Annotated in this window: 18 protein-coding genes, 1 tRNA gene and 1 riboswitch; of the genes, 7 read left to right on the top strand and 12 right to left on the bottom strand. The window is 70.8% G+C overall.

Annotated features, from left to right (window positions below; translation table 11 throughout):
- Window positions 1-253: 253 nt before the first annotated feature.
- The 5 genes from AC0693_RS05735 to AC0693_RS05715 all read right to left on the bottom strand — a co-directional run bounded on the left by AC0693_RS05735 (window position 254) and on the right by AC0693_RS05715 (window position 5,633).
- Window positions 254-1,693 carry a DUF445 domain-containing protein gene (locus tag AC0693_RS05735; protein ID WP_469317561.1) on the bottom strand — a complete coding sequence of 480 codons (1,440 nt, stop codon included), beginning with the start codon at window positions 1,691-1,693 and terminating at the stop codon, window positions 254-256.
- Between the two features lie 151 nt (window positions 1,694-1,844).
- Window positions 1,845-2,537: a DUF1707 SHOCT-like domain-containing protein gene (locus tag AC0693_RS05730; protein WP_478801047.1), complete on the bottom strand. Its 693-nt coding sequence runs from the start codon at window positions 2,535-2,537 to the stop codon at window positions 1,845-1,847.
- A gap of 179 nt (window positions 2,538-2,716) precedes the next feature.
- On the bottom strand, window positions 2,717-3,721 hold the full coding sequence (locus AC0693_RS05725) for an ABC transporter ATP-binding protein (RefSeq protein WP_478801349.1): 1,005 nt from the start codon (window positions 3,719-3,721) through the stop codon (window positions 2,717-2,719).
- Window positions 3,722-3,787: 66 nt separating this feature from the next.
- Window positions 3,788-4,552 (bottom strand): ABC transporter permease, encoded by a 765-nt coding sequence (locus tag AC0693_RS05720; protein ID WP_478801348.1) that lies wholly within the window; start codon window positions 4,550-4,552, stop codon window positions 3,788-3,790.
- A gap of 238 nt (window positions 4,553-4,790) precedes the next feature.
- Window positions 4,791-5,633, bottom strand: a complete 843-nt coding sequence (locus tag AC0693_RS05715) for an ABC transporter permease (RefSeq protein WP_478801046.1) — start codon at window positions 5,631-5,633, stop codon at window positions 4,791-4,793.
- Between the two features lie 263 nt (window positions 5,634-5,896).
- Here AC0693_RS05715 and AC0693_RS05710 point away from each other — a divergent pair, with 263 nt between their 5' ends.
- The gene (locus AC0693_RS05710; protein ID WP_478801045.1) at window positions 5,897-8,335 is read left to right on the top strand and encodes a transglycosylase domain-containing protein; all 2,439 of its coding nucleotides are present in this window, start codon (window positions 5,897-5,899) and stop codon (window positions 8,333-8,335) included.
- Here AC0693_RS05710 and AC0693_RS05705 read toward each other — a convergent pair.
- The 3 genes from AC0693_RS05705 to AC0693_RS05695 all read right to left on the bottom strand — a co-directional run bounded on the left by AC0693_RS05705 (window position 8,329) and on the right by AC0693_RS05695 (window position 9,515).
- Window positions 8,329-8,649: a DMT family transporter gene (locus tag AC0693_RS05705; protein ID WP_356404524.1), complete on the bottom strand. Its 321-nt coding sequence runs from the start codon at window positions 8,647-8,649 to the stop codon at window positions 8,329-8,331. The genes AC0693_RS05710 and AC0693_RS05705 overlap by 7 nt on opposite strands.
- A 31-nt stretch (window positions 8,650-8,680) precedes the next feature.
- A riboswitch (guanidine-III (ykkC-III) riboswitch) is annotated at window positions 8,681-8,746 on the bottom strand.
- A gap of 81 nt (window positions 8,747-8,827) precedes the next feature.
- Complete coding sequence (locus AC0693_RS05700) at window positions 8,828-9,172, bottom strand: GroES family chaperonin (protein WP_356404522.1); 345 nt, start codon at window positions 9,170-9,172, stop codon at window positions 8,828-8,830.
- A gap of 22 nt (window positions 9,173-9,194) precedes the next feature.
- Window positions 9,195-9,515, bottom strand: coding sequence for a DUF3618 domain-containing protein (locus tag AC0693_RS05695; RefSeq protein ID WP_469317567.1), 321 nt, complete (start codon window positions 9,513-9,515; stop codon window positions 9,195-9,197).
- 112 nt (window positions 9,516-9,627) lie between these two features.
- Here AC0693_RS05695 and bcp point away from each other — a divergent pair, with 112 nt between their 5' ends.
- The 4 genes from bcp (at window position 9,628) to AC0693_RS05675 (ending at window position 11,708) form a co-directional block, all read left to right on the top strand.
- Window positions 9,628-10,095 carry a thioredoxin-dependent thiol peroxidase gene (gene bcp, locus AC0693_RS05690; RefSeq protein WP_478801044.1) on the top strand — a complete coding sequence of 156 codons (468 nt, stop codon included), beginning with the start codon at window positions 9,628-9,630 and terminating at the stop codon, window positions 10,093-10,095.
- A 296-nt stretch (window positions 10,096-10,391) separates the two neighbouring features.
- A complete protein-coding gene (locus AC0693_RS05685) occupies window positions 10,392-10,895 on the top strand; it encodes an HNH endonuclease signature motif containing protein (protein WP_478801043.1) in 504 nt (167 codons plus the stop codon).
- Window positions 10,892-11,575 (top strand): HNH endonuclease signature motif containing protein, encoded by a 684-nt coding sequence (locus AC0693_RS05680; RefSeq protein WP_478801042.1) that lies wholly within the window; start codon window positions 10,892-10,894, stop codon window positions 11,573-11,575. Before AC0693_RS05685 ends, AC0693_RS05680 begins: the two co-directional genes overlap by 4 nt.
- Before the next feature lie 48 nt (window positions 11,576-11,623).
- Window positions 11,624-11,708: transfer RNA gene (locus AC0693_RS05675), tRNA-Leu, on the top strand.
- Window positions 11,709-11,765: 57 nt separating this feature from the next.
- On the opposite strand, the gene rdgB is transcribed toward AC0693_RS05675, so the two are convergent.
- From rdgB to AC0693_RS05655, 4 genes are all read right to left on the bottom strand, one after another.
- Window positions 11,766-12,407: an RdgB/HAM1 family non-canonical purine NTP pyrophosphatase gene (rdgB, locus tag AC0693_RS05670; protein ID WP_469317570.1), complete on the bottom strand. Its 642-nt coding sequence runs from the start codon at window positions 12,405-12,407 to the stop codon at window positions 11,766-11,768.
- A gap of 41 nt (window positions 12,408-12,448) precedes the next feature.
- Entirely contained in the window at window positions 12,449-12,847 is a 399-nt protein-coding gene (locus AC0693_RS05665) for a hypothetical protein (protein WP_356404514.1), read from the bottom strand.
- 132 nt (window positions 12,848-12,979) lie between these two features.
- Window positions 12,980-13,705, bottom strand: coding sequence for a ribonuclease PH (gene rph, locus AC0693_RS05660; protein ID WP_356404513.1), 726 nt, complete (start codon window positions 13,703-13,705; stop codon window positions 12,980-12,982).
- Window positions 13,706-13,857: 152 nt separating this feature from the next.
- Window positions 13,858-14,136, bottom strand: a complete 279-nt coding sequence (locus AC0693_RS05655; protein ID WP_356404511.1) for a PTS sugar transporter subunit IIB — start codon at window positions 14,134-14,136, stop codon at window positions 13,858-13,860.
- A 232-nt stretch (window positions 14,137-14,368) separates the two neighbouring features.
- On the opposite strand from AC0693_RS05655, the gene AC0693_RS05650 reads away from it, so the two are divergent.
- Both AC0693_RS05650 and AC0693_RS05645 read left to right on the top strand, forming a co-directional pair.
- Window positions 14,369-15,667, top strand: coding sequence for a PTS transporter subunit EIIC (locus AC0693_RS05650; RefSeq protein ID WP_356404509.1), 1,299 nt, complete (start codon window positions 14,369-14,371; stop codon window positions 15,665-15,667).
- Window positions 15,668-15,934: 267 nt separating this feature from the next.
- Window positions 15,935-17,200, top strand: a complete 1,266-nt coding sequence (locus AC0693_RS05645; RefSeq protein ID WP_469333320.1) for a PTS transporter subunit EIIC — start codon at window positions 15,935-15,937, stop codon at window positions 17,198-17,200.
- The last annotated feature ends 49 nt before the right edge of the window (window positions 17,201-17,249 follow it).

Genomic DNA, 17,249 nt, shown 5'->3' with positions numbered 1-17,249 from the left:
GGCCCCGGGCCTGGGCGCCCACGCCCAAGGCGCCGCGGGGCCCCGGGGCCCCGCCCCACCGCCGGGCCGGGACAAAAGCGAGACCTGAGCCGAGACCAGAACCTGGCCAAGGCCGGGCGACGACCGCGGCCCCACAGCCAAGAGCGGAACCCGGCGCCCCCGACGCCGGGGCCGAGCCCGACGAGGCCGGGGCCAGGGCCAGCCGGGACCGAGGCCGGGGCCGGGGCCAACCGGGGCCCAGGACCAAGCCCCCCTACCCCCCCAACGCCCGGCTCACCGTATAGATCAGCAGCCCGGCCAGTGCCCCCACCACCGTGCCGTTGATCCGGATGAACTGCAGGTCGCGGCCGATGTGGGCCTCGATCTTGCGCGAGGTGTGCTCCGCGTCCCAGCCCGCCACCGTGTCCGTGATCAGCGAGGTGATCTCGGTCCGGTAGGTGGTCACGACGTACACCACCGCGCCCTCGATCCAGCCCTCCACCTTCGCCTGCAAGCGGCCGTCCGTGGCCAGTCGCGAGCCGAGGGCTAGCAGGGACGCCCGTACGCGCAGGCGCAGTTCGCTCTGCTCGTCCTCCGCCGCCGACAGGATCATCGTGCGCACGGCCGACCACGCCGACGCGATGATGTCCTGGACCTCGCCGCGCGCCAGGACCTCGGACTTGAGCCGTTCGACCCGGGCGCGGGTGTCCGTGTCCGACTGGAGATCGGCCGCGAAGTCGCTCAGGAACCGGTCCACCGCCCCGCGCGCCGGGTGCTCCGGCATGTCCCGCATCTCCGTGACGAACCGCAGCAGCTCCTTGTACACGCGGTCGCCGATCTTGCGGTCCACGAACCGCGGGGTCCAGCCGGGGGCCCCGCCCTGGACCGCGTCCATCACCGACTCGCCGTGCGTGACCAGCCAGTCGTGCGCCTTGACGCACACCAGGTCCACGGCGCGCCGGTGGCCGCCGTCCGCGACGATCCGCTCCAGCGTCTTGCCGATGCCCGGCGCGATCTCCGCGTTCTCCGCGCGCCGCGTGATGGCCTCGCCGACGACGGCCTGGACGTCGGAGTCGCGCAGCACGGTCAGCGCGCCCCGCAGCGCGGCCGCCAGTTCCTCGGTGACCCGGTCGGCGTGCGCGGGCTCGGCCAGCCAGGAGCCGAGCCGGCCGCCGATGCCGAGCGCGTGCAGCCGGGCGCGGACGACCTCGGAGGACAGGAAGTTCTCGCCGACGAACTCCCCGAGGGAGATGCCGAGCTGGTCCTTCTTCGTGGGGATGATCGCGGTGTGCGGAATGGGCAGGCCGAGGGGGCGCCGGAAGAGCGCCGTCACCGCGAACCAGTCCGCGAGCGCGCCGACCATGCCCGCCTCGGCCGCGGCCGCGACGTAGCCCGCCCAGCCGCCGTCCCCGCCGCCGCCCGCGTGCTGGGCCCACTTGGCGAGGACGTAGACCAGCGCGACCAGGACCAGCAGGCCGGTCGCCGTCGCCTTCATCCGGCGGACGCCGCGCTGCCGCTCCTCGTCCGCCGCGTTGAACACGAACTGGCCGGGGGCACCGGGGGCCGCGGGCGCGCCGGGAGCCGGAAGACCCCCTTGCCCTCCGAGCGGCGATGTCGACGACCCTGCCGGTGGCGGCGGCCGTCCGTTGCTCGTCCCTGTGTCGTTCACGGGTTCCTGCCTTCCCCCGGGGGCGCCGGTGTGTCTGCATAGCATCCGACTCCCGGGGCGGCCGCGGAGTTCCCGCCACCACCCGGCGTGTCCCCGGCACCACCCAGCGCACCAGCCCCGCTACGGCCGACTGCAGCCGCACCCACAGCCACGACCACACCCACACCCACAGCTACAGCTACAGGCGCACCTACAGCTACAGCTCCTTGCGCCGCGCCCGGCCCCCGCGACCCGGGATCTTGCGCGCCTTCTGCTTGACCTCGACCCCGCCCCAGAAGGCGAGACCGTTCACGACCACCCGCGGAGCGCCCGGTTCCGCCGGAACGGCCATGTCCCGGTGGTCGAAGGCACCCATCACCCCGATGCCCCGTACGTCGACCTCCACGCCCGGCGGCACGACGATCTTGATCCCGCCCATGATCGCGACGCAGTCGATCACCACCTCGCGCTCCTCGAAGCGCGCCTCGCGCAGATCGATCTCGCCCCCGCCCCAGAACGCCACCGCCGTGAAGCGCGCGGGCACCGTCCACGCCCCCTTGCGCTGGAAGGCGGACATGATCGCCACGCCCCACGACGACGTGCCGCGCCCGCCGATCCGCGCAGGCCAGGACTCCCCCGCGGAAGCCCCCCGCTCCGACGACGCCGCCGGCTCCTTGCTGAACGACACCGGCCCGCCCGGGACCTGCCCCGGCGCCGGCAGATCGATGGTCAGCGGCTCCAGTTCGGCGTACGTGCGCGACCGGTAGGCCGCCTCCAGCCGCTCCTCGAACTCCTCCATGTCGAGCCGTCCCTCGGCGACGGCGTCGCGCAACCGCTCCACCACCCGCTCGCGGTCGGCGTCGGACGCCCTCAGCTCCGGCAACGGCTTCTGCGGCCGCTCGTCACTCATACGGCACAGCCTATGCAGACGACCGCCCGAACCGTAGGGGCGACCCCAACCACCGCACCCCCACGGCCCGTTACCACCGCACCCCCATGGCCCGTTAACGCCACCCCCACCCCGCGTCACCACCCCCGGCGCCCGCTCCCACCCTCCCCGCAACGCCCCCTGCTCCCGCCTACTCCCGCCTACTCCCGCCCCGCGTACATCCGCGCGATCACGTCCTCGATGTCCGGCTCCCGCACCGAGAGGTCCACCAGCGGGTACCGCGCCGCCACCGCTGCCACCAGCGGCGCCGCCGACGCCTCCGCCGGGAAGGCCAGCCACTGCCGCGGCCCCTCCACCTTCACCACCCGCGCACCCGCCACCGTGATCGGCGGCAGGTCCCGCTCCAGGTCCACCACCAGCGTCCGCTCGCCGCGCCCCGCGGACCCGGCGGCGTGCAGCCCGACGAGCGCGCCGTCGTACATCAACCGCCCGTGGTCGATCACCATCACCCGCTCGCACAGCTGCTCGATGTCCTGGAGGTCGTGCGTGGTCAGCAGGACGGTGGTGCCCTGCCGCCCGTTCAGCTCCCGCAGGAACCCGCGCACCTTCGCCTTGCTCACCACGTCGAGCCCGATCGTCGGCTCGTCCAGGTACAGCACCTCAGGATCGTGCAGCAGCGCCGCCGCGATGTCCCCTCGCATCCGCTGCCCGAGCGACAGCTGACGCACCGGTACGTCGAGCAGCGCGCCCAGGTCCAGCTGCTCCACGCAGCGCTCCAGGTTCCGGCGGAACCGGTCCGCCGGGATCCGGTACATCCGCCGCATCAGCCCGTACGAATCCTTCAGCGGCAGGTCCCACCACAAGGTGGTGCGCTGGCCGAACACCACCCCGATCCGGTGCGCCAGCCGCGTCCGCTCGCGCGCCGGGTCGATGCCCGCGACCCGCAGCCGCCCGCCGGTCGGCGTCAGGATGCCGGTCAGCATCTTGATGGTGGTGGACTTCCCCGCGCCATTGGGTCCGATGTAGCCGACCATCTCACCCCGCGCGACCGCGAAACTGATCCCGTCCACCGCCTTGACCTGCACCTTCTCCCGGCGCAGCAGCCCGGTCCTGCGCCGGACGCCGAACACCTTCCGTACGTCCGCCAGCTCGATCAGCGGCTCCCGCACCCGGCCCCCCACTCCCTCGTCCACGCCCGCGTCCACGCCCACCGCCGCACCTCTTCCCGTATCCGTGTCAATGTCCCCACCTGTAGCGCTGTCCCCCAACCCTCAGCTCCCCGTGCTCCGGTACGAGCGCAGCCCCGCCCGCCACGCCCACGACGCCGGGACCAGGACCAGCCCCGCGACCAGCGGGCTCGCGTACGCCACCCACCCCGGCAGCCCCAGCGGATCGGGCCGCCCCAGCACGTGCAGGGCCGGGAGCCAGTTCACGAAGGCCAGCGGCACCACGAAGGTCACCCCGCGCAGCAGCTCCTTGCCGAAGATGCCCGGCGGGTACTGGAGCATCGTGTTGCCGCCGTAGGTAAAGGAGTTCTGCACCTCCGCGGCGTCCCCGGCGACGAACTGGAACGCCGCCCCCGCCACGATCACCGCCCCGAAGATCGCGGCCCCCGCCACCACCATCACCGGCACCAGCACCACCCGCCCCGCCGTCCAGTGCACGTCCAGCGCCGACACCGCCCAGACCAGCACCCCCAGCCCCTGCGCCACCCGGCCGAGGCGCCGCAGCGCGAACCGGTCCGCGGCGATCTGCGCCAGCACCGGCACCGGGCGGACCAGCATCGTGTCCAGCGAACCGTCACGGATCCGGGTGCCGATCCGGCCGGTGTTCCCGAGCAGCAGGTCCGCGAGACCGAGGGAGGCCGAGCAGGACCCGTACAGCAGGGCGATCTCGGGCAGCGTGAACCCGCCGAGGACGCTCACGTGCCGGAACATGATGTAGATCGCGACGAAGTCCAGCAGGCACCCGGCCGCGTTCCCGAAGACGGCGATGAGGAAGGAGGTCCGGTAGGTCATGGTCGCCCGGATCCACATCGCCACGATCAGGCCGTAGCCGCGCAGCCCGGTGCCCGCCTGCCGCCAGACGCCGAAGCGCCCGCCCTCTCCCCCGTCCCCGCCCAGCCCGCCCGGCACACGGGACACACCCGGCTCACCCGAATCCCCCGGCCCGTCCGGCTCACCCGGCAGCTGCGGCCCATCGGGCACATCCGGCGCCGGCGCCCGCACCCGCCCCGCTTCCCCCGCCGCCCCGCGGACGGACACCCCCCGCGCCTCAGCCACCCTGGACCACCACCTTCCGCGTCGCCGCCGCCTGCACGAGCCGCCCCGCGCCCAGGAGCGCGCCCGCCCACACCGCCTGGAACCCCAGCGCCCGCGCCGTCCCCCCGGCCCCCGCCTGCGTGCCCATCAGCACGTCCAGCGGCACCTGGAGCATCGCCGACCAGGGCAGCATCCGGACCACCTCGCCGAACCCGCCGGGGAACACCGTCAGCGGCAGCAGCATCCCGGAGAAGAAGATCGAGACGAGGGTGGCCACCATGTTGATGCCGGACCCGTCCAGCAGCCAGAACGCGCACAGCCCCAGCAGGTAGCGCAGCGCGAAGCTCACCACCAGCCCGAGCAGCACCGACAGCAGGAAGAGCAGCCAGCGCGCCGGTGCGGCCGGCAGCGCGAGCCGGAACGCGAGCGCCCCCGCCGCCAGCGGAACCACCCCGCGCCCCAGCAACTGGAAGGCCGCACGCCCCAGATCGGCGGCCAGCCACCACATCTGGAGGTCGGCCGGACGGTACAGGTCGACCGCGATGTCCCCCGTGCGGATGCGCTCCTGCATCTCCTCCTGGAACCCCCCGCCGATCAGCGCGCCCGCGGCCAGCAGGGACTGGCTGACCCACACGAAGGTCAGGGCCTGCGCCTGGTCGTAACCGCCGAGACCCGGCCGCTGCTCCCACAGCGCGATGTAGGTGTACGCGACGATGAAACCGAAGACGGTGTTGGTGAACACTCCCGCGGCCGTCGCCGTTCCGTAGGTGGCGAAGCGGCGGAAGCCGCCCGCCGCGACGGCCGCGTAGAGGCGCGCGGTCCCGGCCGCGCGCCGGTGCCCGCCCTCCCGCGACACCCGGCCCGAAGTCCTGTCCGAAGTCCTGTCCGAAGTCCTGTCCCGCGTCGTGTCCGAAGTCCTGTCCGTGGTCCTGTGCACCCATTCCTCCGTTTGCACGTTGTTCCCACGACGGCCAAAGCGCGCGAGCTTAGTGCGGGCGGGGCGGTCCACGCGAGGGATTTACCCCTGTCCGGTGCGGAATCAGCGCAATCACCGGCCATCGGGTAGACACCATGAGGTACAACACGGATATTTCGTACGCGCCGAGGAGCCCCGGAGACATGAGCGACCCGTCACCACCCCCGGGCTGGACCCCTCGGGACCCCGACTCCCCCGCCACACCCCTCCCGCCGTCCGGAACCAAGGACAAGGGGAAGAAGAAGGGGAAGGGTGCGACCGGCCCCCCCAAGGCACCCCGGCCCCCCACCCGCGCACGCACCGGCTGGCGCCGCGCCCTGCCCACCTGGCGCATGCTGCTCGCAACGTTCCTGCTGCTCGCCCTGCTGATCGGCGGCGCCCTCGTCGCGGGCTACCTCCTGGTCAACATCCCGCCCGCGAACGCCGCCGCCACCGCCCAGTCCAACGTCTACCTGTACGCGGACGGCTCCCCGCTCGCCAGCGACGGCGAGGTCAACCGCGTCAACGTCCCGCTCACCGAGATCCCGCGGACCGTCCAGGAAACCGTACTCGCCGCCGAGGACCGCGACTTCTACTCCGAACGGGCCGTCGACCCCAAAGCCATGCTGCGCGCCGCGTGGAACACCGCGACCGGCAAGGGCACCCAGTCCGGCTCCACCATCACCCAGCAGTACGTCAAGAACTACTACCTGGGCCAGGAGCAGACGCTCAAGCGCAAGGCCAAGGAATTCTTCATCGCGATCAAACTCGGCCGCGAGAAGTCCAAGGACTACATCCTGGAGGGGTACCTCAACACCAGCTACTTCGGCCGCAACGCCTACGGCATCCAAGCCGCCGCCCAGGCCTACTACGGCAAGGACGTCGGCAAACTCACCACCGCCGAGGGCGCCTACCTCGCCACCCTGCTCAACTCCCCCAGCGCCTTCGACGTCGTCGCCCACCCCCAGGGCCGCCCCCGCGCCCTCGCCCGCTGGAACTACGTCCTCGACGGCATGGTGAAGAAGGGCTGGATGCCCGCCGCCGAACGGGCCGCCACCACCTTCCCCGAACCGGGCAAGGTCCGCCCCGCCTCGGGGCTCTCCGGCCAGCGCGGCTACCTCGTCGAAGCCGTCAAGGAGTACATCGTCGACCGCAAGATCCTCGACGACAAGACCTTCTCCGAAGGCGGCTACCGCATCACCACCACCATCGACAAACGCCGCCAGAACGCCTTCGTCGACGCCGTCCAGAAGCAGCTGCTCGCCAAACTCGACCCGGCCGCCCGCCCCGTGGACCGCGTCGTCCGCGCGGGCGGCGCCTCCATCGACCCCGTCACCGGCAAGGTCGTCGCCCTGTACGGCGGCATCGACTACACCAAGCAGTACGTCAACAACGCCACCCGGCACGACTACCAAGTGGCCTCCACCTTCAAGCCGTTCGTCTTCACCGCCGCCGTCGAGAACGGCTCGCGCACCCAGGACGGACGCACCATCACCCCGAACACGGTCTACAACGGGACCAACAAGCGCCCGGTGGTCGGCAGCCGGATCCCCTTCTTCCCCTCCAACGAGGACGACGCCTCGTACGGGAACATCACCGTCCGCACCGCCACCGACCTCTCCGTCAACGCCGTGTACGCACAGATGGCCGTCGACGTCGGCGGCGCCAAGGTCAAGCAGACGGCCATCGCCCTCGGCATCCCCGAGAACACCCCCAACTTCGACGCGGGCCCCGCCATCGCGCTCGGCACCGTGCAGGCCAGCGTCCTCGACATGACCCAGGCCTACGCGACCCTCGCCGACCACGGCCGCCACACCCCGTACACCTTCGTCGAGAAGATCGCCAAGGGCGACGAGACCGTACCCCTCCCCGACCGCTCCGCACGCCAGGCGGTCACCCGCGAAGCCGCCGACACCACCACGTCGATGCTGGTCAGCGTGGTCGACAACGGCACCGGAACGGCCGCCCTCGCCGCCGGGCACCCGGCGGCCGGCAAGACCGGCACCGCCGAACTGGACCGCTCCGCCTGGTTCGCGGCCTACACCCCGGACCTGGTCACGGTCGTCTCGATGATGGGCCAGGACCCGGACAAGGGCACCCCCGAATCCCTCTACGGCGCCCTCGGCGAACCCCGCATCGGCGGCGGCGGCTACCCCGCCCGCATCTGGGCGGCGTACACCAAGGCCGCACTGGACGGCAGCGACCCGCAGGACTTCGAACTGGACCTCCAGCCGGGCGGCGGCCTGCCGCCCCCGCCACCGCCCGTCACCCCCGACACGCCGTCCGGCCGCCCGCCGGCCACCGCCGACGGCGGCGCCAGCGCGACCCCCACCACCGGCGGCGGAGGCACCAACGGCACCCCCGGCAACGGCGGCACGACCGGCACCCCGACCACCGGCGGCGGGGGCACCACCGGCACCCCCACCACGGGCGGCACCACCGGAACCCCCACCACCGCGGGCACCACCGCCGGAAACCGCGGCGGCACCACCGAGGGCAACCGCGGCGGCACCACGGCGGGCGACCAGGGCGGCCAGGGCGGCGCGACGACGGAGGGCACCCGGGGCGGCACCACGGAAGGACCCGACCCGCTCGGTCAGTGACCGGAGGTCGCCTTCAGCCCCACCACGGCCACCAGCAGCAGACAGATGAAGAAGATCCGGGCGGCGGTCACGGGCTCACCCAGCAGGGTCATCCCCAGCACCGCCGCCCCCGCGGCCCCGATCCCGACCCACACGCCGTACGCCGTACCGATCGGCAGCGTCTTCGCCGCGATGGACAGCAGCACCATGCTCGCGACGATCCCGGCGCCCGTGAACACACTGGGCCACAGCCGGGTGAAACCCTCGGTGAACTTCATACCGATCGACCAGGCCACTTCGATCAGACCGGCGAGCAGCAACAGGACCCAGGCCATGACAGGCACCTTCCGACGAGAACGGACAACAGGTGCGTCGTCTTGTCCAGCCCGGTACGGCGCGTCTCGTCGGGAATCCCCACCACCGTAGCAAAAACCGGGCCAACCCGGCCGAAAGCGGCCGAAAGGCCCGGTGACCTCGGTCACCGGGCCCTTCGCGCACTGCTGGAATTCAGGGTCAGAGATAGAGGCCGGTGGAGTCCTCGGCCCCCTCCAGCCGCTCCGCGGCCACCGCGTGCAGGTCCCGCTCGCGCATCAGGACGTACGTCGCCCCGCGCACCTCGACCTCGGCCCGGTCCTCGGGGTCGTACAGCACCCGGTCACCCGGCTCCACGCTGCGCACGTTCTGCCCGACGGCGACCACGGCCGCCCACGCCAGGCGCTTGCCCACCGCGGCCGTCGCCGGGATCAGGATCCCGCCGCCCGAGCGGCGCTCGCCCTCGGGCGAGTCGGACCGTACGAGCACGCGGTCGTGCAGCATGCGGATGGGCAGCTTGTCGTCGTGGGTGCTGTTCTCGCTCACGCCCCGAACCTACCCGCCCGCGTCACGCGCGCTTGCGGCGGGCGCCCAGCGCGAGCAGCCCGACGACCGCCACGGCGACCAGCGCGACCGGCACGATCCGCTCGATGCGCGGAGCGCCGTCCTCGTGGCGCAGGCCGCCCTTCACGTCGGTGACCAGCCGGTTGACGGCGACGAAGGCGCGGCCCGCCGTGTGGTCCACGATCCCGGCGACCTTGGCCTTGGCGTCCCCTGCAATCGTCTTCGGGTGGACGCGCACACCGATCTCGTCGAGCGTCTCGGCGAGCTGCTCGCGCCTGCGGACGATGTCCGCCTCGATCTGTTCGGGGGTCCTGGCTTCCGGCACCGCGCTGCCTCCGTCGTCGTGGTCCTGGTCGTAAGGGGCGTAGTCCGCCGTGAACAGTCTGTCAGCTTAGTCTCGTCCCGTACCGATCCCCTCCCGAGGAGACTGCTGAGACATGAGCGAGCGACTGCAGCCGGGCGACACCGCCCCCGCCTTCACCCTGCCCGACGCGGACGGCAACGAGGTCTCGCTCGCCGACCACAAGGGCCGCAAGGTCATCGTCTACTTCTACCCCGCGGCCCTCACCCCGGGCTGCACGAAGCAGGCCTGCGACTTCACCGACAACCTCGCCGTCCTGGCCACGGCGGGCTACGACGTCATCGGCGTCTCCCCCGACAAGCCGGAGAAGCTGGCGAAGTTCCGCGAGAAGGAGGACCTGAAGGTCACTCTGGTCGGCGACCCCGAAAAGGAGGTCCTGACGGCCTACGGCGCCTACGGCGAGAAGAAGTTGTACGGCAAGACGGTCACCGGGGTCATCCGCTCCACGGTGGTGGTGGACGAGGAGGGCAAGGTCGAGCGCGCCCTCTACAACGTCAAGGCCACCGGCCACGTAGCCAAGATCATCAAGGACCTGGGCATCTGACCCGCCCCCTTTGCGCCAACGGAGTGGCCCGCACCGAACCGGTGCGGGCCACTCCGCTTATCGGACGAAAACCCCCGTAACCGTCCGACTATCGGTCCGTTACTCCGTACGAGGACCGCACGCGTGGCCGGAACCGGAGGGACACAGGGATGCCGATCAGCCCGTACACGAAGGAACGCCTGGCGGAGGCGGTGCAGGGGGCTCGGACACTGTCCGAAGCGCTCCAAGCCTTGGGGGTGGAACCGAAGAACCCGTCGCGGAGGCGTTACCTGCACGAACGCATGCGGAAGCTGGGCGTGGACACGTCGCACTTCCAAGCAGAAGGCACCAAGTGGACGCAGGAGATCCTCGCAGAGGCCGTCGCCGCCTCCACGACGATGTGCGAGGTGCTCAGGCGAATAGGCCTCGATGTAGTCGGCGGCCACCACACCCACATCAGCCGCAAGGTGAAAACCTTCGGCATAGACACGTCGCACTTCGCGCCGCCGCCGCGCACCGAGAGCATGCGGCACAACCGTCGACGGCGGTCCGCCGAAGAGATCCTCTGCGAGAACCGGTCGACCACCCCCAGCAGAACACCCAACACCCGTCTGCGCCGCGCCCTGCTGGAGACCGGGCGCGAGGAGCGCTGCGCCATGTGCGAGATGGACTCCACATGGCAAGGAGAACCCCTGCCCTTGGAGGTCGACCACATCGACGGCAACTGGCGCGACAACCGCGCGGAGAACCTGCGCTTCCTCTGCCCCAACTGCCACTCCACCACGGACACGTACCGAGGCCGCGGCAAGGGACGCCGATGACGCGCGGGCCCCACTACACGCGGGAGCGCCTGACCGAGGCCGCCGCCGAGTGCAAGGACATCGAAGAGGTCATCGCCCGCTACGGCGTCGAGCCACACCCCCAGCGGCTCAAGCAGTACCTCATGCGCCGGTTCGCGGCTTACGGCATCGACGCTTCCCACTTCAGGCGGCGGCCCTACATTCGCCACCAGATGCCGGATGTGGCGACCCTGCGGGACGCTGTTGCCGCGTCAGAGTCACTGGCGGAGGTACTGCGGCATCTCAATCGGCCTGATGCTCACAGTTGGAGGTCGTCGCTGAAGGCATGGCTTCGCGCGGAGGGAATCGACACGTCGCACTTCCTGGGACAGGCACATCAACGCGGCAAACCAGGTCCCGTTCCCGCCCGCACCGCCGACAGGATCCTCGTGCTGCACGACGGCAGGCGGCGCACCGCGACCAAACTCCTGCGTCGCGCTCTTCGCGAGATCGGCGTTCCCGACGCATGCGCCCGGTGTGGGACGCCTCCGGAGTGGGGCGGGCTTCCCATGACGCTGGAAGTCGACCACATCAACGGGAACTGGAGTGACGACCGCCACGAAAACCTGCGGCTGCTGTGTCCCAACTGTCATGCCCTCACGAGCACCTGGTGCCGCAGCCGCCGTCCGGACCTTGTGGCCCCGGCGAGCGTCGCCCCGTAGACTGGGCACAGCCCAAGCGGCCTTAATGTCCGGATTGAGCTAAATGTCGCGGTTGTGGTGGAATTTGGCAGTCACGCTGGGTTTAGGTCTCAGTGGGGTAAAACCCGTGGGGGTTCGAGTCCCCCCAACCGCACGCTGACGCAGAGGGCCCCGTACACGGCTGTGTACGGGGCCCTCTGCATGACGGGCGTCAGCCCAGCAGCTCCCGGACCACCGGCGCCAGGGCGCGGAAGGCCTGGCCGCGGTGGGAGATGGCGTTCTTTTCCGCCGCCGTGAGTTCGGCGCAGGTGCGGGTCTCGCCCAGGGGCTGGAGGATCGGGTCGTAGCCGAAGCCGCCGGTGCCGGCGGGGGCGTGGCGCAGGGTGCCCAGGAGGCGGCCCTCGACGACGCGTTCGGTGCCGTCCGGGAGGGCGAGGGCGGCGGCGCAGGCGAAGTGGGCCGCGCGGTGTTCGTCGCCGATGTCGCCGAGCTGGGCCAGCAGCAGGTCGAGGTTGGCCCGGTCGTCGCCGTGGGTGCCGGCCCAGCGGGCGGAGAAGATGCCGGGGGCGCCGTTCAGTACGTCCACGCAGAGGCCCGAGTCGTCGGCGACGGCCGGGAGTCCGGTGGCCTGGGCCAGGGCGTGGGCCTTGAGCAGGGCGTTCTCGGCGAAGGTGACGCCGGTTTCCTTGACGTCGGGGATCTCCGGGTACGCGTCCGCGCCGACCAGCTCGTGCGGCAGGCCGGCGTCGGACAGGATGGCGCGGAGCTCGGTGACCTTGCCCGCGTTGCGGGTGGCCAGGATCAGGCGGGGGCGCGCCGGGGGCGTGGCGGGGGTGGAGGGCGTCGAGGTCATGTCCCCATTATCCCGTCGGCCGCCCTCACCCCGGCCGGGGGTCAGCCCGGGGTGCAGACCTTGGAGATCTCCTTGGCCGCGTCCGCGACGGGGGTGATGTCGGGGGCGGTGTTGCCGCCTTCGATCGAGGTGCGGACGTTCTTGACGGCCGTGGTCATGGAGTCGACCGCCTTGCCGAGGTCGGCGTTGCCGGTCTGGTCGCCGACCTTCTTGAGGTTCCGCTCTATCTGGTCGAGGGCGTTCTGGGCGTCCTGGGGGCTGTTGCCGGCCTGGGAGACGGCCTGCTGGAGGTCGTTGGCGCCGTCGGTGATGGCCACGGCCGTGTTCGCGCAGTCCATGGCGGTGGAGATCGCGTCGCAGGAGGTCAAGGCGGGCACGGTGAGGGCGGCCGCCAGGAGGACGGCGGACAGGCGAAGGCGGTGGTGGCGGTGCTGGGACATGTGGTTTCCCCCGGTGGCCGGTGACGTGGACGGGCGCACAGTTCTGACACTGTGCGCCCGTACTCGTCAAGACGCGGAATCCGGCCGCGCGGTTGCCGCCGGTCGCGCCGCCGGGATGCGCGTGCGGCGTCCCTACAGCTGGAGCGCTCCGCGCTGGATGGCTTCGAGGTCGGCGCAGCCGCCGGCGGCGAGGTCGAGGAGGGCGTTGAGTTCCTTGCGGTCGAAGGGTTCGCCTTCGGCGGTGCCCTGGACCTCGACGAAGCGGCCGTCGCCGGTGCAGACGACGTTCATGTCGGTTTCGGCGCGGACGTCTTCCTCGTAGCAGAGGTCGAGGAGGGGTTCGCCGTCGACGATGCCGACGCTGACGGCGGCGACGGTGCCGGTGAGCGGCTTGCGGCCGGCCTTGATCAGCTTCTTCTGCTGGCCCCAGGCGACGGCGTCGGCGAGGGCGACGTAGGCGCCGGTGATGGCGGCGGTGCGGGTGCCGCCGTCGGCCTGGAGGACGTCGCAGTCCAGGACGATGGTGTTCTCGCCGAGGGCCTTGTAGTCGATGACGGCGCGGAGCGAGCGGCCGATGAGGCGGGAGATCTCGTGGGTGCGGCCGCCGATCTTGCCGCGTACGGATTCGCGGTCGCCGCGGGTGTTGGTGGAGCGGGGGAGCATCGAGTACTCGGAGGTGACCCAGCCTTCGCCGCTGCCCTTGCGCCAGCGCGGGACGCCTTCGCTGAAGGAGGCGGTGCAGAAGACCTTGGTGTCGCCGTAGGAGATGAGGACGGAGCCCTCGGCGTGCTTGCTCCATCCGCGTTCGATGGTGACGGGGCGGAGCTGTTCGGGGGTACGGCCGTCGATGCGAGACATGGATCCGAGCCTAGCCGGTGCGGGGCGGCGGTACGGCGGTGTGGGAAGACCCCGTCCGGGTGGGCCCGGGGACGGGGTCTTCTCGTCCGGCCGTTGGGCGGCCGGTGGGGGCGAGCGGGGTGGGCGAGCCGGGTGGGCTCAGCTCACTCGGCTCACATCATGTCTTCGATGTCGGCGGCGATGGGGTCGGCGTCGGTGCCGATGACGACCTGGATGGCGGTGCCCATCTTGACGACGCCGTGGGCGCCGGCGGCCTTGAGGGCGGCTTCGTCGACCTTGGTGGGGTCGATGACCTCGGTGCGCAGGCGCGTGATGCAGCCCTCGACTTCTTCGATGTTCTCGATACCGCCGAGCCCGGCGACGATCTTCTCAGCCTTGGTGGCCATCTGTTTCTCCCTGAGTTCTACGAAGAACGAGTCTCGGCGGCGCATACTCCGCGTGAGCGTCCGATCTGTCACGGTAGCCCACGGTTGGCCCATCCACACGGGCACATGTCCCGTATGTGCCGAATCATAGCGATCAGCACCACCCCACCCGCCGGCCCCCGGAGGGCCCCGCGGAGCGGGCGCGTGCGACCGCGCCAGAAGTGGTCTACACCAGTGTGCCGCACGTGTCGCAACTGCCAAAAACGGGCCGTCGAACGGCCGGCCAGGGAGGACGCCGATGAGCGCGAGCAGCGCCGCAGCAGTGCCGGAGCAGAAGTGGTGGAACGGCATTTTCCAGGGACTCCAGAAGATGGGCCGGAGCCTCCAGCTGCCCATCGCCGTCCTTCCCGCGGCAGGCATCCTCAACCGGTTCGGCCAGGACGACGTCTTCGGCAAGGACGGCCTCGGCTGGACGGACGTCGCCAAGGTGATGGCCAGCGCGGGCGGCGCGCTGCTCAACGCGGACCTGGGCCTGCCGCTCCTCTTCTGCATCGGCGTGGCCATCGGCATGGCCAAGAAGGCGGACGGGTCGACGGCCCTGGCGGCGGTGGTCGGGTTCCTCGTCTACCGCAGCGTCCTGCACGCCTTCCCCAAGGCGTGTCCGACGGGCACGAAGGACATCAAGGGCGGATGCCTGGCGCAGGGCGACCTGTTCGCCGAGTACACCTTCCAGAACCCGGGGGTGTTCGGCGGCATCATCATGGGGCTGCTGGCGGCCTGGTTCTGGCAGCGCTTCCACCGGGTGAAGCTGGTGGACTGGCTCGGCTTCTTCAACGGGCGGCGCCTGGTCCCGATCATCATGGCCTTCGTCGCGATCGTGTTCGCCGTGCTCTGCCTGGGGGTGTGGCCGGCGATCGGCGACGCGCTGGAGAGCTTCTCGGACTGGCTGATCGGGCTGGGTTCGTGGGGCGCGGGGATCTTCGGCGTCGCGAACCGTGCGCTGCTGGTGATCGGGCTGCACCAGTTCCTGAACGTGCCGGTGTGGTTCCAGTTCGGCAGTTTCACGAAGCCGGACGGGCAGGTCGTGCACGGTGACATCGCGATGTTCCTGGCGGGCGACCCGAAGGCGGGGCAGTTCCTGTCGGGGTTCTTCCCGATCATGATGTTCGCGCTGCCGGCGGCGGCGCTGGCGATCACGCACTGCGCGAAGCCGGCGCGCCGCAAGCAGGTGGGCGGTCTGATGCTGTCGGTGGCCCTGACGTCCTTCGTCACGGGCATCACGGAGCCGCTGGAGTACTCGTTCCTCTTCATCGCGCCGGCGCTGTACGCGGTGCATGCGGTGCTGACGGGCGTGTCGATGGCGGTGACCTGGGCGCTGGGGGTGCACGACGGCTTCAGCTTCTCGGCGGGCCTGATCGACTACGTCATCAACTGGAGCCTGGCGACGAAGCCGTGGCTGATCATCCCGATCGGGCTGTGCTTCGCGGTGGTCTACTACGCCGTCTTCCGCTTCGCGATCACGAAGTTCGACATTCCGACGCCGGGGCGGGAGTCGGACGAGGAGATCGCGGAGATGGAGCGGGAGAACGTGAAGTAGTACCGCGGGACGGACCGTCTGCCGTTCGTCCCGAGCGTGAAGGCCTTCGGACCCCATGGGTCCGGGGGCCTTTGTCGTTCATATGCTCATGTGTCCGCCACCACGGAACCGGGGGTTCCTTACGCGGACCTCACCGTGCTAAAACTGGTCTACACCACTTAGTGGTGTAGACCACGCGGGCGTGCAACGCCCCGCGGTCCCCCTTTCTGAGACGCCGCCTCCCCCTTCCATGTCCCCGGGCGGCGCCTTGCCCAATGGAGGAAGTTGATGAGTACGGCTACCGCCGCTCCCGCCAAGAAGCGGGGCTCCGGCCTGATGCAGGGCCTTCAGAAAGTCGGCCGCAGCCTCCAGCTGCCGATCGCCGTGCTGCCCGCCGCCGGCATCCTGCTGCGCCTCGGCCAGCCGGACGTCTTCGGCAAGGACGGTCTGGGCTGGGGGAAGGTCGCCACGGTGTTCGCCACCGCCGGTGACGCCGTCTTCACCAACCTGCCGCTCCTCTTCTGCATCGGTGTCGCGATCGGCTTCGCGAAGAAGGCGGACGGCTCCACCGCGCTCGCCGCGCTGGTCGGCTTCCTCGTCTACAAGAACGTGCTCACCGCGTTCCCGGTGACCGAGGCCATCGTCAACACCACCGAGAACAAGGGTGTCGACGTCGCCGCGACGTACAACAACCCCGGTGTCCTCGGCGGCATCATCATGGGCCTGCTCGCCGCCGTGCTGTGGCAGCGCTTCCACCGCACCAAGCTGGTCGACTGGCTCGGCTTCTTCAACGGCCGCCGCCTCGTCCCGATCATGATGGCCTTCGTCGGCGTCATCGCCGGTGTCTTCTTCGGCCTGGTCTGGGAGCCGATCGGCGACGTCATCTCCAACTTCGGCGAGTGGATGACCGGCCTCGGCGCGGGCGGTGCCGGCCTCTTCGGCCTGATCAACCGCGGTCTGATCCCGATCGGCATGCACCAGTTCGTCAACACCGTCGCCTGGTTCCAGATCGGTGACTTCACCAACGCCGCGGGCGACGTCGTCCACGGCGACCTGAACCGCTTCTTCGCGGGTGACCCGAACGCCGGACTCTTCATGACGGGCTTCTTCCCGATCATGATGTTCGGTCTGCCGGCCGCCGCCCTCGCCATCGCGCACTGCGCCCGCCCCGAGCGCCGCAAGGCCGTCACCGGCATGATGGTCTCGCTCGCCCTGACCTCGTTCGTCACCGGTGTGACCGAGCCGATCGAGTTCTCGTTCATGTTCATCGCGCCGCTGCTGTACGCGATCCACGCGGTGCTGACCGCCATCTCCATGGCCGTCACCTGGGCCCTGGGCGTCCACGCGGGCTTCACCTTCTCCGCCGGCCTGATCGACCTCGGACTGGGCTGGAGCAAGTCCACCCAGGCCTGGATGATCCTGCCGATCGGCCTGGTGTTCGCCGCGGTGTACTACTTCGGCTTCCGCTTCGCGATCCTCAAGTTCAACCTCCCCACCCCGGGCCGCGAGTCCGACGAGGAGATCGCCGAGATGGAGAAGGCCGAGGCGAAGTAGGCCCCCGGCACCACCGCGTCACCCACGCCGAAGCCCCTGCTCTTCCTTC

The sequence above is a fragment of the Streptomyces sp. NPDC043876 genome (assembly GCF_056435825.1).
This window is presented reverse-complemented; position numbering and strand designations above follow the sequence as displayed.

Excerpts from the sequence above, each read along its gene's own strand:
- AC0693_RS05735 (WP_469317561.1), bottom strand. The coding sequence starts at position 1,693 with ATGCTATGCAGACACACCGGCGCCCCCGGGGGAAGGCAGGAACCCGTG.
- AC0693_RS05730 (WP_478801047.1), bottom strand. The coding sequence starts at position 2,537 with ATGAGTGACGAGCGGCCGCAGAAGCCGTTGCCGGAGCTGAGGGCGTCC.
- AC0693_RS05720 (WP_478801348.1), bottom strand. The coding sequence starts at position 4,552 with ATGTGGATCCGGGCGACCATGACCTACCGGACCTCCTTCCTCATCGCC.
- AC0693_RS05710 (WP_478801045.1), top strand. The coding sequence starts at position 5,897 with ATGAGCGACCCGTCACCACCCCCGGGCTGGACCCCTCGGGACCCCGAC.
- AC0693_RS05705 (WP_356404524.1), bottom strand. The coding sequence starts at position 8,649 with ATGGCCTGGGTCCTGTTGCTGCTCGCCGGTCTGATCGAAGTGGCCTGG.
- bcp (WP_478801044.1), top strand. The coding sequence starts at position 9,628 with ATGAGCGAGCGACTGCAGCCGGGCGACACCGCCCCCGCCTTCACCCTG.
- AC0693_RS05680 (WP_478801042.1), top strand. The coding sequence starts at position 10,892 with ATGACGCGCGGGCCCCACTACACGCGGGAGCGCCTGACCGAGGCCGCC.
- rdgB (WP_469317570.1), bottom strand. The coding sequence starts at position 12,407 with ATGACCTCGACGCCCTCCACCCCCGCCACGCCCCCGGCGCGCCCCCGC.
- AC0693_RS05665 (WP_356404514.1), bottom strand. The coding sequence starts at position 12,847 with ATGTCCCAGCACCGCCACCACCGCCTTCGCCTGTCCGCCGTCCTCCTG.
- rph (WP_356404513.1), bottom strand. The coding sequence starts at position 13,705 with ATGTCTCGCATCGACGGCCGTACCCCCGAACAGCTCCGCCCCGTCACC.
- AC0693_RS05655 (WP_356404511.1), bottom strand. The coding sequence starts at position 14,136 with ATGCGCCGCCGAGACTCGTTCTTCGTAGAACTCAGGGAGAAACAGATG.
- AC0693_RS05650 (WP_356404509.1), top strand. The coding sequence starts at position 14,369 with ATGAGCGCGAGCAGCGCCGCAGCAGTGCCGGAGCAGAAGTGGTGGAAC.
- AC0693_RS05645 (WP_469333320.1), top strand. The coding sequence starts at position 15,935 with ATGAGTACGGCTACCGCCGCTCCCGCCAAGAAGCGGGGCTCCGGCCTG.